Origin of the sequence: Rhodococcus sp. DT1 (genome assembly GCF_049844875.1) — a bacterium.
GTDB lineage: Bacteria > Actinomycetota > Actinomycetes > Mycobacteriales > Mycobacteriaceae > Rhodococcus.
Genome location: NZ_JBNCLW010000004.1, coordinates 139994 through 156036 on the forward strand (window position 1 = coordinate 139994; position 16043 = coordinate 156036).

The 16043-nt window shown below is 67.3% G+C and carries 14 protein-coding genes; 9 read left to right on the forward strand and 5 right to left on the reverse strand.

Annotated elements, in window-relative coordinates:
- Window positions 1-158: 158 nt before the first annotated feature.
- Window positions 159-653 (forward strand): ribonuclease E activity regulator RraA, encoded by a 495-nt coding sequence (gene rraA / locus ACLQ3J_RS11320; RefSeq protein ID WP_169620837.1) that lies wholly within the window; start codon window positions 159-161, stop codon window positions 651-653.
- A gap of 13 nt (window positions 654-666) precedes the next feature.
- Here the strand turns inward: rraA and ACLQ3J_RS11325 are convergent, their stop codons facing one another.
- Window positions 667-891 (reverse strand): RNA-binding S4 domain-containing protein, encoded by a 225-nt coding sequence (locus ACLQ3J_RS11325; RefSeq protein WP_169652272.1) that lies wholly within the window; start codon window positions 889-891, stop codon window positions 667-669.
- Between the two features lie 28 nt (window positions 892-919).
- Between ACLQ3J_RS11325 and ACLQ3J_RS11330 the strand changes: the two genes are divergently transcribed.
- The 3 genes from ACLQ3J_RS11330 (at window position 920) to ACLQ3J_RS11340 (ending at window position 5390) form a co-directional block, all read left to right on the forward strand.
- The gene (locus ACLQ3J_RS11330) at window positions 920-2305 is read left to right on the forward strand and encodes a cryptochrome/photolyase family protein (protein WP_425903265.1); all 1386 of its coding nucleotides are present in this window, start codon (window positions 920-922) and stop codon (window positions 2303-2305) included.
- 221 nt (window positions 2306-2526) lie between these two features.
- On the forward strand, window positions 2527-3909 hold the full coding sequence (locus tag ACLQ3J_RS11335) for a TIGR01777 family oxidoreductase (protein WP_425903267.1): 1383 nt from the start codon (window positions 2527-2529) through the stop codon (window positions 3907-3909).
- Between the two features lie 8 nt (window positions 3910-3917).
- Window positions 3918-5390 (forward strand): SDR family oxidoreductase, encoded by a 1473-nt coding sequence (locus tag ACLQ3J_RS11340; RefSeq protein WP_425903268.1) that lies wholly within the window; start codon window positions 3918-3920, stop codon window positions 5388-5390.
- Window positions 5391-5455: 65 nt separating this feature from the next.
- Here the strand turns inward: ACLQ3J_RS11340 and ACLQ3J_RS11345 are convergent, their stop codons facing one another.
- Window positions 5456-6046 carry a lipocalin family protein gene (locus tag ACLQ3J_RS11345; protein WP_206038684.1) on the reverse strand — a complete coding sequence of 197 codons (591 nt, stop codon included), beginning with the start codon at window positions 6044-6046 and terminating at the stop codon, window positions 5456-5458.
- Between the two features lie 39 nt (window positions 6047-6085).
- The gene (locus ACLQ3J_RS11350; RefSeq protein WP_169620842.1) at window positions 6086-6751 is read right to left on the reverse strand and encodes a fasciclin domain-containing protein; all 666 of its coding nucleotides are present in this window, start codon (window positions 6749-6751) and stop codon (window positions 6086-6088) included.
- A 159-nt stretch (window positions 6752-6910) separates the two neighbouring features.
- On the opposite strand from ACLQ3J_RS11350, the gene ACLQ3J_RS11355 reads away from it, so the two are divergent.
- From ACLQ3J_RS11355 to ACLQ3J_RS11365, 3 genes are all read left to right on the forward strand, one after another.
- Complete coding sequence (locus ACLQ3J_RS11355; protein ID WP_169620843.1) at window positions 6911-7543, forward strand: alpha/beta hydrolase; 633 nt, start codon at window positions 6911-6913, stop codon at window positions 7541-7543.
- Between the two features lie 171 nt (window positions 7544-7714).
- Window positions 7715-8296 (forward strand): sigma-70 family RNA polymerase sigma factor, encoded by a 582-nt coding sequence (locus tag ACLQ3J_RS11360; protein WP_169620844.1) that lies wholly within the window; start codon window positions 7715-7717, stop codon window positions 8294-8296.
- A complete protein-coding gene (locus tag ACLQ3J_RS11365; RefSeq protein WP_169620845.1) occupies window positions 8280-9068 on the forward strand; it encodes an anti-sigma factor in 789 nt (262 codons plus the stop codon). The genes ACLQ3J_RS11360 and ACLQ3J_RS11365 overlap by 17 nt, the downstream gene beginning before the upstream one ends.
- A gap of 7 nt (window positions 9069-9075) precedes the next feature.
- On the opposite strand, the gene ACLQ3J_RS11370 is transcribed toward ACLQ3J_RS11365, so the two are convergent.
- Complete coding sequence (locus ACLQ3J_RS11370) at window positions 9076-9885, reverse strand: putative protein N(5)-glutamine methyltransferase (RefSeq protein WP_425903270.1); 810 nt, start codon at window positions 9883-9885, stop codon at window positions 9076-9078.
- A 21-nt stretch (window positions 9886-9906) separates the two neighbouring features.
- Window positions 9907-10422 (reverse strand): MarR family winged helix-turn-helix transcriptional regulator, encoded by a 516-nt coding sequence (locus tag ACLQ3J_RS11375; RefSeq protein WP_296550657.1) that lies wholly within the window; start codon window positions 10420-10422, stop codon window positions 9907-9909.
- A gap of 46 nt (window positions 10423-10468) precedes the next feature.
- On the opposite strand from ACLQ3J_RS11375, the gene ACLQ3J_RS11380 reads away from it, so the two are divergent.
- Together ACLQ3J_RS11380 and lysX are read left to right on the forward strand one after the other, a co-directional pair.
- Window positions 10469-12601: an MMPL family transporter gene (locus ACLQ3J_RS11380; protein ID WP_169620848.1), complete on the forward strand. Its 2133-nt coding sequence runs from the start codon at window positions 10469-10471 to the stop codon at window positions 12599-12601.
- Window positions 12602-12686: 85 nt separating this feature from the next.
- Window positions 12687-16037 (forward strand): bifunctional lysylphosphatidylglycerol synthetase/lysine--tRNA ligase LysX, encoded by a 3351-nt coding sequence (gene lysX, locus ACLQ3J_RS11385; RefSeq protein WP_425903271.1) that lies wholly within the window; start codon window positions 12687-12689, stop codon window positions 16035-16037.
- Window positions 16038-16043 lie beyond the last annotated feature (6 nt).

The window sequence follows — 16043 nt, forward strand, 5'->3', positions numbered from 1 at the left end:
TTCTCCCGGTCGGTCGTTCACCCGGCATAAGTGAACCTTTGTGAAGGATACAAGGATCTAACGCTTTGGCCTGCGAAGAGATTAATCATCGATCTGATTGCGGCGATCCCGGTCGCCGCCGTCCGGACGGCCCGCCGCCGTCCCTTTATCCTCAGCACATGAGCGAAGCCACTGCCCACGCATTCACCGCAACCGCCGACCTCGCCGACGAGATCGGTCCGGACATCCGTAGCTGCGACACCCAGTTCATCCAGTTCGGTGGCCGCAGCGAGTTCGCGGGCCCCGTCACGACGATCAAATGCTTCCAGGACAACCTGCTCGTCAAGCAGACCCTGTCCGAGCCCGGCAACGGCGGCGTGCTCGTCGTCGACGGTGGCGGCAGCATCCACACCGCGCTCGTCGGCGACATCATCGCCGGCCGCGGGGTCGACAACGGCTGGGCCGGCGTGATCGTCAACGGTGCTGTCCGGGACTCCGCGATCCTGCGCACGCTCGACATCGGGGTCAAGGCACTCGGCACCAATCCCCGTAAGAGCACTCAGACAGGGTCCGGCGAGAAGAACGTGCCGGTCGAGATCGGCGGCGTGACGTTCAACCCCGGCGAGATCGTCTACAGCGACCACGACGGCGTCGTCGTGCGCGCGGAGAACTGACTCGATACGCAGGTCAGGTGTCGCGCACGACCCGCGCGCTCATCCCGCCGATCTCGACCACATCACCGACCTGGAGCTGACGGCCTCGTCTCACGTCGACTTCACCGTTGACGGAGACCAGGCCGTCGGCGATGACCTCCTTGGCCTCGGCACCCGATTCGATCAGGCTCGCCAGCTTGAGGAACTGGCCGAGTCTGATCGACTCGTCACGGATCGGTACTTCGAAGACATCGGACATGCCAGCCATTGTCCAGCACACTGGTTCGATGAGCCGTCCCGCCATCGTCTGGTTCCGACGCGACCTCCGGCTGCGCGATCTTCCCGCCGTCCTTTCCGCTACCGACATCGCGCAGCAGGGCGTGGCGTTGTTCGTTCTCGACGACGCCCTGCTCGGTCCGTCCGGGCCGCGCCGGCGTGCCTTCCTCATGGCGTGCCTGCGTGCTCTCGACGACGATCTGTCCGGCCGCCTCCTCGTGGTGCGAGGTGATCCGGCAGAGGCCGTGCCTGCGGTCGCCCGCGCCTTCGACGCGTCCGAGGTTCACATCAGCGCCGATTTCGGCCCGTACGGGGCACGGCGCGATGCGCACGTTGCCGAGGCGCTCGAGGGTGTGGCACTGGTGTCCACCGGATCGCCGTACGCGGTGTCGCCGGGGCGCATCACGAAACCCGACGGCACGCCGTACAAGGTGTTCTCCGCGTACCGGCGTGCCTGGCTCGAACACGACGTGCGGCCACCCGCAGCGACCGACGCCGGGACCATCGACTGGATCGACCCGGCGGGCACGCCGGGCCGCACAGCGATCCCCGACGCCGGCGACATCGCGCTTCCTCCGGCCGGGGAACGGGCCGCCCTCACCCGCTGGCGAGAATTCCTCGCCGACGATCTCGAGCGGTATGCGACCGACCGGGACCGCCCCGGTGCCGACGGCACGAGCAGGTTGTCGGCCCACCTCAAGTTCGGGTGCATTCATCCCCGCACCCTGTTGCACGACCTGCGCGACCGCTCCGGCGCCGGGACCACCACGTTCCGCAGCGAACTCGCGTGGCGCGACTTCTACGCCGATGTGCTGCACCACCGTCCCGACACTGCGCGGCGGAACTACAACGAGACGTTCGACGCTATCCGATACGACACCGGCCCCGACGCCGACACGCTGTTCACCGCGTGGTGCGAAGGGCGGACCGGGTTTCCGATCGTCGACGCCGGTATGCGCCAGCTACTGGCGGAAGGCTTCGTCCCCAACCGGGTCCGGATGATTGTCGCGTCGTTCCTGACCAAGGATCTGCACATTCCGTGGTGGCGGGGGGCCCGGCACTTCATGACGCACCTCGTGGACGGCGATCTCGCCTCGAATCAGCACAATTGGCAATGGACCGCGGGGAGCGGAACGGACGCCGCGCCGTACTTCCGGATATTCAATCCGACGGCGCAAGGCGAAAAATTCGATTCCGAGGGTGATTACGTCCGATGCTGGGTACCCGAACTCCGGAGTGTCGTGGGCAGCCGGGTGCACACGCTGCCGGACGGCCCGCCTGAGGGATATCCCGCGCCCCTGGTGGACCACGCTCACGAACGCCGGGTGGCGCTCGAACGGTACGGGGAAATTCGATCGACGAATCGACCCATCCACCGGTCGGGTCGCGCCGAATGAGAAACAGGCGGACCGTCCGCCTCCGACAATAAGGAGACACCGTGCTGCGAGATTTCGTCGAGACTGCATTCCTGGCCATCCATACCCCGCTGGTCGAGGGCTACCTGTTCCTCCTCAGCGTGCTTCCAGCCTGACCGGAATGCGGCGCCGGGAGTGCCGGCGCCGCACACCGGATCCCGACAATCGCGGCGCCACAGCGGCGAATTCAGCCCGGAGGAAACATGGGCATCGAGTACAGCAGTATCGTCGACGCCCCCCGTGACGACGTGTTCGCCTGGCATGCCCGCCCCGGCGCTGTTCATCGACTGATTCCGCCCTGGCAGCCGATGAGCGTGGTGTCGGAAGCCGATTCGCTCGCCGACGGGCGTGCCGTCCTGGGCCTCCCCGGTGGCCTGCGCTGGATCTCCGATCACCAGCCCGAAGGTTACGACCCCCCTCACCGTTTCGTCGATGCGCTCGGTCGTGACAGCTTGACGTCCCTGCCGCCGAACCTGATCCGGTCGTGGCGGCACGAGCACCGGTTCGACGTCGTCGACGAATTCCGGACCCGCGTGACCGACAAAGTGGACACACCGGTCCCGGAACGCGTTCTGACTCAGACATTTCGGTACAGGCACCGCCAGCTCGCCGACGATCTCGCCAGCCACCGCCGGGCGCACACCGAGGGAGTGTGTCCCCGCACGGTCGCGGTGACCGGCTCGAACGGCGTGGTGGGCAGCGCATTGACCGCTTTCCTGAGCGCCGGCGGTTACCGGGTGGTGCGCCTGGTGCGCCGGCCCGTTCACGGGCTCCGGGAAAAGCAACTGGATCAGGAAAGACAGTGGGATCCGATCGATCCCGCGCCCGATCTGCTCGAAGGCGTCGACGCCGTCATCCACCTGGCGGGCGCCTCGATCGCCGGACGCTTCACCGAGGCGCACAAGGCAGCCGTCCGCGACAGCCGGGTCGCGCCGACCTGGCGACTCGCCGAACTCGCCGCCGGCACCAGCAACGGGCCGGCGACCTTCGTGTGTGCGTCTGCCATCGGTTTCTACGGATACGACCGGGGCGATGCGCCTCTCGACGAACAGTCTTCACGCGGGGCAGGTTTCCTCGCCGACGTCGTCGCCGAGTGGGAATCCTCGACGCAGCCCGCGGAGAAGGGTGGTGTGCGAGTGGTCCAGGTTCGGACCGGGATCGTGCAGACTCCGCGCGGCGGCACCCTGCAACTGATGCGGCCGCTCTTCTCCGCCGGCCTCGGCGGCAGACTGGGCAACGGCCGGCAATGGTTGTCGTGGATCGATATCGACGATCTGCTCGACATCTATCACCGTGCGCTGACGGATCCGTCCGTTTCGGGACCGGTGAATGCGGTGGCTCCGCAACCGGTCCGCAACGAGGAGTACACGCGGACGCTGGCGAGCGTGCTCCATCGTCCCGCGTTGCTGCCCGTCCCCGGTCTCGGTCCACGACTGCTGCTGGGAGACGAGGGCGCACGCGAGGTCGCCGGCGCGAGTCAGTTCGTCGTTCCCAAAACGCTCCTCGACATCGGGCATCGATTCCGCAGACCCGACCTCGAGTCGTCGCTGAGGCACCAGCTCGGCCACATCCTGAACGGGAAGTGACGGGCGCGATGACCGCCGGCCGTGTCCTCGTCACCGGTGCCACCGGATACATCGGCGGACGGCTCGCGCCGCGACTGCTCGAAGCCGGTTATCGGGTACGGGTACTCGCGCGCAGTCCGGACAAACTACGGGACGTGCCGTGGGCCGACGATGTGGAGATCGTGCGCGGTGATCTCACCGACCCCGCGTCTCTCCGCGAGGCGTGCCGGGACGTGGATGTCCTGTACTACCTGGTCCATTCGATGGGGGGCCGAGACGAATTCGTCGAAGCCGAGCGGCGGGCTGCGGAGAACGTGGCGGCCGTTGCGCGCGAGTCCGGGGTGTCGCGCCTGGTCTACCTCGGAGGTCTGCATCCCGAATCCGGGCAATTGTCACCACATCTGAGCTCTCGCGCCCAGGTGGGACGGATCCTCCTCGAATCAGGTGTTCCCACCCTGGTACTCCAGGCAGGCGTCGTGATCGGGTCGGGGTCGGCGTCGTTCGAGATGATCCGGCACCTGAGCAACCGCCTACCGGTGATGACCACACCGCGCTGGGTGAACAACCGGATCCAGCCGATCGCCGTGCGCGACGTTCTGCACTATCTCGTCGCGGCCGCCGACGCACCCCTTCCCCGCAGCGGGACCTACGACATCGGCGGTCCCGACGTGCTGCGGTACGGCGAGATGATGCAACAGTATTCCGAGGTGGCAGGCCTGGTGCGGCGACGCATCGTCGTACTTCCCGTACTGACCCCACGACTCGCCGGTCTGTGGATAGGGCTCGTCACTCCGATCCCGCCGGGGCTCGGCCGGGCACTCATCGAATCGCTGGGTTCCGACGCGGTGATGCGAAATCACGACATCGACGCCGTGATCCCTCCCCCGCCCGGCGGACTCACCGGATATCGCGAAGCGGTGCGTCTCGCACTGAGCCGGCTCGAACACGGTGAAGTGGAGACAAGCTGGTCGAGCGCGTCCCCCGTGGGCGCACCCGCAGATCCGTTGCCGTCCGACCCGGACTGGGCGGGCGAGGTCGTCTATATCGACGAACGCTCCGTCGAATCGGACACGTCGGCGGACCGGGTATTCGCGGTGGTCGAGAGCATCGGCGGCGAAAACGGCTGGTACTCGTTCCCGCTCGCGTGGACTGTGCGCGGGTGGCTCGACCGGTTCTCCGGAGGTGTCGGCCTCACCCGAGGGCGCCGCGATCCGAAAAAATTGCACACCGGCGATGCACTCGATTTCTGGCGGGTCGAACGTATCGAGCGCCCCGAACTCCTCCGATTGCGCGCCGAGATGCGGGCACCCGGTGGCGCATGGCTGGAATGGCGGGTCGAACAACTCGCGGCCGACCGCACCCGACTCACGCAACGAGCGATCTTCTTTCCCAAAGGTATTGCCGGGCGACTGTATTGGTACTCGCTGTTGCCGTTCCACGGCATCATCTTCCGCGGCATGCTCGAGAACATTGCGGGCACGGCGTCACGATCGGGTTCCTGACCGGATTCGCGAACGGAAAGGAGGGCCTGCCTTCACGGCAAGCCCTCCTCCCTCCCCGACCGGTACTAGACGGTGCAGAGCGGTCTGATCTCCTGCATCCCCTCGGTCGTCGGCGACGTCAGCATCAGGCACGCGTTGTACCCGCTGTTTTCGACGACGCGCCGGATCTCCTGCCATGCAGCAGGATCGACCACCGGAGAACGCGACAGCACGAACCCGGACAGGCGTGTCGAATCACCGACGAACGCCCACGAGTAGTCGTCTGCCAGGTAGGTGACGATGTAGTTGGTCGGCCCGTCCAGTGAATCCTGGGACGGTACTCCGGGGAACGACACATGCAGCTGCGCAGTGTCGTTCACCCGTGCATTTCCGACGATGCCGCGACGCTCACCGGTCACCGTGGTGCACGAATTCTCCACTCGGACGTTACGTTCGTCGAGCAACGTGTAGTTCGCCGTGGTGTCGCGCACGCAGTCGATGTTGAACGGCGCCGGATTCGCAGCGAGCTGATACCACTGTCCGACATACCTGTTCACGTCCAACTGCGGGACGGGTGTGAGCGGCGCGGCCTGAGCCGGCGCCGCAAGAACAGCCGCACCCGCGGCGGCGATGAACGCCGCCGCGAGTCCCCGAACGCTGCTTCGGATTTTCCGCATCGATACCTGACCTTCCCGAGGGTGAGTTGGAGAGAGCACTTACTGCGGGGTCAGGACGCCGTCGATCAGGTAGACCACGCCGTTCTCGGTCTCGATGCCGCCACAGATCACGTTGGCGCCGTTGACCGTCCACATATCCTCGGAACCGGCTACCTCGACAGTCCCACCCTGCACGGTGGTCTGGGTGCCCGCGACGTCGTCGATGGTGAGCTCACCCGGAACCACGTGGTAGGTCAGGATGTCCGTCAGCATCCCCGAGTCGGTCTGCAGCGTTTCGATCGTGGCGGGGTCGAGAGCCGCGAACGCTTCGTCGACCGGTGCGAAGACGGTGAATTCGCCGCCGTCGAGCGTTTCGACGAGATTGACATCGGGGTTGAGCTGGCCGCTGACCGCCTGTGTCAGCGTGGTGAGGATCGGTACGTTACCCGCGGCCTCGGTGATCGTCTGCGTCGAGAGTTCTTCGACGGACGAGGGACCGGTCGGATTCGCCTCGACGTAGGCGGCGCAACCGGGGCCGACGGGACCCGCTGCCGCAGCCTGCGCCGAGGTGCTTTCCGTGGTCTCCATTGCCGAACCGGTGGTCGTGGTCGCTGCCGAGGTGTCCGACGCAGTGTCGGAATCGTCGGACGTACAGGCCGCGACACCGAACGCGGACATCGCACCGATTCCGATGACCGCCAGGCTCTTACGTGTAGCGATGTTCATAGCTGAAATTCCCTTCGTAAGCCGTGGCCTGGACGACCACGCCGATCGATGTGTCAGGGGTCATTCGCTACCAGTGTGAAGGCGGATGGGTCGGGGCGTGGAGTTTTTCCTTCGACGCCCCGGACCAATCCGGGATGCGTGCTGCAACGAACGACATTCATGGAGATTCTTCCGGGCCGTTCACGGGCCCACGTGCTGGTGCTTCCGGGCGGCAGGCCTGTCGGTACCGAGGCGCCGCGCCCGTGGCATGCGTCCGAGCTCCGGATGACGGCGTTCACCCACACGCTGGGCTCACGCCTACGTCCGCATCACATCACCGTCGAGCAGGTGCGTTACCGCTACAGAGGATGGAACGGCACGCATATGAGTCCGGTCCGCGATGCCCTGGAAGCGCTCGACCGCGCCACCCGGCGGGGCCACACCCGGATCGGGCTCGTGGGCCACTCGATGGGCGGGCGGGTCGCCGCGCACCTGGCCTCCCAGGGCGGGGTGGAATCCGTCGTGGCCCTGGCACCGTGGTGGCCCGAAAACGACTCCGAGCACATACCCATCGGCCGTCATCTGCTCGTCGCGCACGGCACCGAAGACCATGAGACGGACCCGCGAGCCACGCAGAGTCAGACGATGGCCGCCCGCGACCGCGGAGTGAACGCGCGCTGGCGTCCCTTGCCCGGAGCCGGACATTTGCTACTCACAGACCCCGGCTGGTGGGCCAGAACGACCGCAGATTTTCTGGTGTGCACTCTCACCAGCGAGCCGTTGACCTCACCTGGAGACGATCATGCTTCCTGACACCCCACGGTCCGCTCCTCTGCCCGGCGGTGGAATTGCGGTGCCGGCCGCCGCCGGCGCCGCGGTCCGGCGCTCCCGTATTTCGCGGCGGTGACGGCGGTGCTGTACTCCGATGTCTTGAGCCGCCGGTTTCGCCCGGCTAGGCTTTCGTTCGATGAGCGGACTGAGCCGATGACCGGCGTCGGTAGAGACACCGACACCCTGGGGGCGCTACTCACGCGCGTCGCCGCACAGGACCAGGCCGCGTTCGCCGAACTCTACGACGCCACACGGGCACGGGTGTTCGGCATGGTCCTGCGAGTCCTGCGCGATCCCGGCTACAGCGAGGAGACGACGCAGGAGGTCTACCTCCAGGTGTGGCGCTCGGCCGGCAGCTTCGATACGAGCCAGGGATCCGCACTGTCGTGGATCATCACGCTCGCGCATCGGCGGGCCGTCGATCGCGTACGCAGCGAGCAGTCCGGCGCCGACCGGGAGTCGCGCTACGGCTCGGCGACGGTGGACTCCGCCTTCGACTCCGTGAGCGAAGAGGTCACCCAGCGTGACGATCGCCGGCGTGTCACCGACTGCCTGGGCTCGCTCACCGATCTCCAACGCAGATCCGTCGAGCTGGCCTATTACGGCGGATACACGTATCGGGAAGTGGCCGAAGAACTTTCATCGACGCTACCCACCGTCAAGTCGCGGATCCGCGACGGACTACTCCGATTGAAGACCTGTTTGGGGGTGAATTCTGATGGCGCTCGACGATGATCGGGACCTGCTCGACATGGCGCCCGTGATCGCCCTCGACGCACTCGCACCCGACGAGCGGGACGAGGTAACGGCACGGCTGGACGACGCCGCGCCCGAAACGGTCGAGCGTTTCACCACCGACCTCCGGGACGCCCGGGAGACACTCGCCCAGATGTCCGCGGCCACCGCGACCGAGCCGCCCGCCGGATTACGGGGCCGGGTGCTCGCACTCGTCGCCGCGGAGAGCGCCACCGACCGTCCCGCCGAGCACGGCGGCGCGGAGAACTCCGGCCCGGACATCGGGAATTCGTCCACCGACGTCATCTCGCTCGACGAACGACGCCGGCAGAGCAGGCGGCGGAACTTCCTGCTCGCCGCGGCCGTAGCCGTGGTCGTGGCGCTCGGCGGTGTCGTCGTCGCGAACCAGTGGACCCAGACGACCGACAGCCCCCTCGCCGAGCGGGTGCTCGCCGCCGAAGACGTCCGCACCACCACCGGCACGCTCGAGGGCGGCGGCGTGGTGACGGTCGTCTTCTCCGAGGACGCCGGCGCCGGCGTGCTCGTGATGAACAACGTCGCACCACCCGCCGACGGCACCGTCTACCAGATGTGGCTGATCGGGCCGGACGGACCGGAGTCCGCGGGCACGATGACCCCGGCGGACGTGGCACCGTCCACGACCGCGCTGCTCGAGGACATCTCGGGCGCCACCGCCCTGGGATTCAGTGTGGAACCCGCCGGTGGATCCACCGCGCCGACGTCGATATTCGCCGAACTGCCACTGGGTTGACGCGATGTCACCTACGGTCCGCGACGACGACCGTGGCGTCCGACTCGTCCGAGAAGAGCACTCGCGGGCGGTACCCCGCCTGCGTCAGCATCTTTTCCGCGGCGGGAGCCTGAGTCGCTGCGATCTCGATCAACAGATGCCCTCCGGGTGCCAGCCAGCGCCCTGCCTCGGCGGCGAGTCGCCGATGGATGTCGAGCCCGTCCTCGCCCCCGTCGAGCGCGACACGCGGTTCGAAGCACCGCGCCTCACGCGGCATCGACTCGAGTGCTCCCGACGGGACATAGGGGGCATTCGCGACGAGCACGTCGACGCGTCCGAGCAGGGAGCCTGGCAAGGACGCGCACAGATCACCCTCGAGCACCCGCTCGCCGGGCAGATTGAGCCGCGCGCACCGCACGGCGACAGGATCGATGTCGGTCGCGTACACCTCGCACACGCCGAGCATCGCCGCGAGTGCGGACGCCACCGCACCGCAACCGCAGCACACGTCCACCACGACCGGGTTCGGGGGAGCCACCCGCGCGGCGCATCTCGCCAGGAATTCCGTACGACGGCGGGGGACGAATACCCCGGGCGACACCGCGACCCGCATGCCGCAGAACTGCACCCACCCGAGGAGATGCTCGAGAGGCGCTCCGGCAATTCGTCTCGCGACGAGAACATCCAGTTCCCGCTCGGAGGTTGCGGCGTCGGTGAGCAGGCGCGCTTCGTCTTCGGCGAACACACATCCGGCCCGGCGCAGCGCCGCGACGACGGCGGGCGAGGGCACCTGCTGCGGCGAGTTCGGCTGCGGCGGTATCGGCTGTTCGAAAGCCATGGTGAACCCTATCGCGCGGCGTCAACCGGTTTCCGTGGATGGATCGTCGGCGACGGGGGTACTCCCGGTCGTGTGAGCAGAGCTGCCCCGGTGCGCGCGGACGAGTTCGACGAGCAGGCGGCGCAACGTCTCCGGATCGGAGACCGACAGCGGAGACGCGGTGTTGTCGCCGACAGCGGCGTTGTCGTCTCGCTCGAGTTCGAGCACCCGGCGGTATTCGGCAGCACCGGCGGCCGTGATCCGCACACGCATCCGACGCTCGTCGGCGGGATCGACGGAGCGGGAAGCGAATCCGCCACGCACGAGATGATCGACGGTGCGGCTCATCGTCTGGTCCGTCACGCGACACGCCCGCGCCATTTCTCGTTGGGACATCGGTTGCGCCGCAATCGAATGCAGCGCGATAACCCCGGCATGGGTGAGCCCCCGCTTGCGAAGCTGCTGCTCCCACGCCTGTTCGACGAGGCGGGCAGCGGTGGAGAGCAACCGCCCGGTGGGCCACGCCTCGAGATCGTCGGGTCCCGCATCGTTCAGCACGCTGAATAATCTAGTATTCGGATATTCGCTCACGCCAGGAGGAATCTTGAGCACTGCAACCGCACCACCGCGAAAGACCGGTCGCTGGAGGTGGCTGCTCCCCGCCCTCCTCCTCATCGCGTGGCTCGTAGCCGCAGGCGGAGGCGGGCCGTTCGCCGGCAAGCTCAGCGAAGTCGCGTCCACCGACGCCAGTTCGTTCCTCCCGGCCTCCGCCGAGTCCACCCGGGCCGACGAGCTCTATGCGCAGTTCAACAGCAGCGAGTTCATCCCGGCGATCGTGGTCGCCGAACGCGACGGTGCGATCACCCCCGAAGACATCGAGTTCATCGCGTCCGAATCGGCCGGTCCGCCACCGATCCCGTCCGAGGACGGCAGCGCGGTGCAGATGATCGTCCCGATCGATGCCTCCGGGGAGGTAGGGGACGCCGTCGAGGAACTGCGTACGGCACTGGAGAACGCCCCTGAGGGGTTGACCGTCCACGTGACGGGACCGGCCGGCCAGGCCGCCGACCTGTCGTCGGCCTTCGGGGGCATCGACGGTCTGTTGCTGCTCGTCGCCGGCGGCGTCGTCCTCGTCATCCTCGTGGTGGTCTACCGCAGTCCGATCCTGCCGTTCGTCGTCATCATCTCGGCGGTGTTCGCACTGGCCCTCGCGAGCCTGGTGGTGTACCAGCTCGCCAACGCCGACATCATCGCGCTCAACGGGCAGAGCCAGGGCATCATGTTCATCCTGGTGTTCGGCGCCGCCACCGACTACGCACTGCTCCTCGTATCCCGATACCGCGAAGAACTCCGGATGGAGCAGGACAAGTACACCGCGATGCGCGCGGCGCTCCGTGGGTCGATCGAACCGATCGCCGCGTCCGCGGGCACCGTCATCCTCGGCGTCCTGTGCCTGCTGCTCTCCGACCTGAACTCCAACCGCGGCCTCGGTCCGGTCGCGGCGATCGGTATCGCCGCGTCCTTCCTCGCCTCCGTCACCTTCCTGCCCGCCGCACTCGTTCTGCTCGGCCGGACCGCGTTCTGGCCCACCCGGCCCAAGTACGAACCCGGCACGGACCAGGACGACATCGACAGCGGACACCGCTTCTGGGGCCGTGTCGCCCGATGGGTCGGCTCCAAGCCCCGCCCCATCTGGATCGTGTGCACGCTCGTGCTCGTCGCGTTCGGCATCCTCGCTCCCCAGTTCAAGGCCAGCGGGGTCGCGTCCTCCGACGTGTTCCTCCTCCAGACCGACTCGAAGTCCGGCCAGGAGGTCCTGGGCGAGCACTTCGACGCCGGCACCGGATCGCCCACGATCGTCGTCGCGCGTGAATCCTCGCTGGACGCAATCGTCGACGCCACGGCCGGGGTCGAAGGTGTCACGGAGGCCCGGCCCGTCACCGGACCGGGCGACGTACCTGTCGTCATCGACGGACTCGTCGCGGTTCAGGCCACGTTGTCGGATCCCGCCGACTCGCTCGCCGCAGAACAGACCGTCGAAAGAATCCGCGATGTGACCCACGCCGTGCCGGAGGCGGATGCGCTGGTCGGTGGTCCCACCGCCGTCGACCTCGACACCAAGGACACTGCCACCCGGGACCGGACCCTCATCATTCCGGTCGTGACCCTGGTAGTGCTGCTGGTGCTCATCGTGCTGCTGCGCGCCGTCGTCGCGCCGATCCTGCTGATGCTCACCGTGATCCTGTCGTTCGCGGCCACACTCGGCGTGTCGTCGCTGTTGTTCAATCACGTATTCGGTTTCCCCGGTGCGGATCCGGTGGTGCCGTTGTTCGGCTTCGTGTTCCTCGTGGCCTTGGGTATCGACTACAACATCTTCCTGATGACCCGAGTCCGAGAGGAGACCAAGAAGGTCGGTACCCGGCAGGGCGTGTTGCGCGCACTGACCGTCACCGGCGGCGTCATCACCTCGGCGGGCGTCGTTCTGGCCGCGACGTTCTCGGCGCTCGCTGTGATCCCGTTGCTGTTCCTCGCACAACTGGCGTTCATCGTCGCGTTCGGTGTGTTGCTCGATGCCCTGCTGGTCCGAGCGCTCCTCGTGCCCGCGCTGTCCATCGACATCGGCAAGAAGATCTGGTGGCCGAGTGCGCTGTCCCGGACCGAGCCCGACGAACACGCCGCGACCGACGACGACACGCCCGGAGTGACCCCCACACCCGAATCCGGACGAATTCGATAGGGATGCACTCCAAGTGACCGCGCTCCCGCCGGTCACTCGGAGGGTTCCCGGCGCCGTGCACCGGCCGTAGCGTTACGGTCGGTGCATGTCTGCGGATCCCATAGCGCCGCCCTCGTCGTCGCCGTCACCGTCGCCCTCGGCGGCCCGGGAACGGCGTACCCCGGAGCCCCACCCGTCGCTGTCGGCACGCCTGAGCAGTCACCTCACCGCCGTTCCGCACATCGCCGGGCTGATCCTCGGCGTGTACGCGATCGCGATGGCCGCGTGGTCGATTTCGCCCACCCTCCGGTTTCTGATCCGCACGCCGCGCGAATACATCGACGAGTACTACTTCGACGCCCCCGACACGAGTCTCGCGCTCGCACTGGTCGTCGGACTGCTCGCCGGAGCAGTCGCAGGGCGTAAACGCATCGCGTGGTGGATTCTCACGATCTACCTCGGCGGCTTCACGATCACCAATCTCGTGTCCGCGATCGTCGAGAGCGACGCCACGCACCTGGTGGCCCTCGTTGTGCATCTCGCGGTGGTAGCCGTCCTGCTCCTCGCGTACCCGGAGTTCTACACCCGGGTCCGGCGCGGCGCGGTCTGGACGTCGGTGGGTGTGCTCGCCGGCGGACTGGTCGCCGGCACCCTCGCCGGATGGGGTCTGGTCGAACTCTTTCCCGGCACCCTGCCGCCCGCCGACCGCTTCCTGTGGGCACTGAACCGTGTCACCGCGCTGGGATTCATCGACAACGACCAGTTCGCTGGTCGCCCGCACGGATTCGTCAACACGACCCTCGGTCTGCTCGGCGCACTGGCTGTGCTCGCCGCCGTCGTGGTGCTGTTCCGGTCCCAGCGCTCCACCAACGCCCTCACCGGATCCGACGAATCGGCGATCCGAGGGCTCCTGTCCCAGAGCGACGACTCGCTCGGCTATTTCGCGACGCGGCGCGACAAGGGGGTCGAATTCGCGCCGAGCGGCAAAGCTGCGGTGACCTACCGGGTCGAACTCGGAGTCTGTCTCGCGAGCGGCGATCCCATCGGGAATCCGGAAGCCTGGCCGCACGCGATCGACGAATGGCTCGACCTGGCACGCGCCTACGGCTGGACACCCGCTGTGCTCGGCGCCGGCAGGGAAGGGGCGACGGCGTATCACCGTGCGGGACTGAACGTTCTGGAACTGGGAGACGAGGCAGTGCTGTCCACGGACAGTTTCACTCTCGCGGGTCGTGAGATGCGTCCCGTCCGCCAAGCCGTCAATCGGGCGCGGAAACACGGTGCGACAGTGCGCATCACCCGCCACCGGGATCTGTCTCCGATCGAGATGTCCGCGGTCGCTCAGCGCGCCGACGCGTGGCGTGACACCGAATCCGAGCGTGGGTTCTCCATGGCCCTCGGGCGCCTCGGCGATCCGATCGACGGCGACTGCCTGCTCGTCGAGGCAGTGGTCGACGGGTCGGTCGTCGCGATGCTGTCGCTGGTCCCGTGGGGCTCCGACGGAGTCTCCCTCGATCTGATGCGGCGCGATCCGCACGCCCCCAACGGCATCGTCGAGTTGATGGTGTCCGAACTGTGCTCCCAGGCACCGGAATTCGGGATCCATCGTGTGTCCCTCAACTTCGCGGTGTTCCGCTCCGCATTCGAAGAGGGTTCACGCCTCGGAGCCGGGCCGATCATGCGAATGTGGCGGTCGATCCTGCTGTTCTTCTCGCGGTGGTGGCAACTCGAGTCGCTGTATCGCTCCAACGTGAAATACCGGCCCGAGTGGGTACCGCGGTATCTGTGCTTCCGCGAGACACGGGAGATCCCGCGGGTCGCGCTCGCCGCAGCCGTTGCCGAAGGATTCCTCACCCTGCCGAGCTTCGGCCGTCGTACCACGCGCACCCACACCGGCACCCATTCGTCGTTCCCCCACAACGTCGACTCGGCAGAAGCACTGCACGACGACGGAAGCGCACCCGACTCGGCGCCGGGCGACACCGACACCGTGGACGCCCGCAGCGATACCCGTCCGGAACAGGACCGGGTGCGGAGGGCGACCCTCGAACGCATCATCGAGCACGGGGTGGACCCGTATCCCGTCGCGATCCCCCCGACGCACACCGCCGCCGAAGCACGTAACGCCCTCACCGGCACGCGTGTCGTCGTCGCCGGACGGCTGATGCGCATCCGGGATTTCGGTGAGGTGCTGTTCGCGGTTCTCCGCGATTGGTCCGGTGACATCCAGATTCTCGTCGACAGCCAACGCGTTGCCGGACAGCGCTTCCTGTTCGATCTGGGTGACCTCGTGGAGGTGACCGGCCGAATGGGACGCAGCCGGAGCGGGGAGATCTCGGTGCTCGCCGACTCGTGGCGAATCGACGGCAAGTGCCTGCACCCCCTACCCGGCAAGTGGCACGGGCTCACCGATCCCGAAACCAAAGTGCGGCAGCGTTACCTCGACCTCGCGGTCGACACCGGGGCGCGCGGCCATCTCGCCGGCCGAAGTGCGGTCGTGCGGTCGCTGCGCGAGGAACTACAGTCCCGCGGATACCTCGAGGTCGAGACCCCGATCCTGCAGGCGGTGCACGGCGGCGCCAACGCGGCGCCGTTCGTCACGCACATCAATGCCTACGACACCGACCTCTACCTCCGGATCGCCCCCGAGTTGTACCTCAAGCGACTGTGTGTCGCGGGCATGCCGAAGGTGTTCGAGATCGGACGCGCCTTCCGCAACGAGGGTGCCGACTTCACACACAATCCCGAGTTCACAATCCTCGAAGCCTATGAAGCACACAGTGATTACGAGAAGATGCGGGTCGTCGCCCGCGAACTGATCCAGGCCGCCGCGCGTGCGGCACACGGCCGCGAGGTCGTCCTGCGCCCGAATCCGGACGGCACATCGACCGAGATCGACATCTCGGGAGAGTGGCCCGTCACGACGTTCCACGATGCCCTCTCCGAAGCACTCGGCACGTTCGTCGATGCACAAACGCCCGCCGACGTACTGCGACGCCTCTGCGACGAGCACCGGATCGCCTACAACCCGTCGTGGGACGCGGGCGCAACCGCGCAGAAGATGTACGAGCACCTCGTCGAGGCCCGCACCGAATTCCCGACGTTCTACACCGACTTCCCGTCGTCGGTGTCACCCCTGACCCGGCCCCACCCCCGTAAACCGGGTGTCGCCGCGAAGTGGGATCTGGTGGCCTGGGGAGTCGAACTCGGCACGGCCTACAGCGAACTCACCGACCCGGTCGACCAGCGTGCCCGTCTCACCCGGCAGTCGCTGCTCGCCGCCGGCGGCGACGAAGAGGCGATGCAACTCGACGAGGACTTCCTGGAAGCGCTCGAATACGCGATGCCGCCTACCGGCGGACTGGGTATGGGTGTCGACCGGATCGTCATGCTTGTCCTCGGCGGCAGCATCCGCGAGTCGCTGGCGTTCCCGTTCGCGAGGCCGCGCCGGTCCTGACAGGCG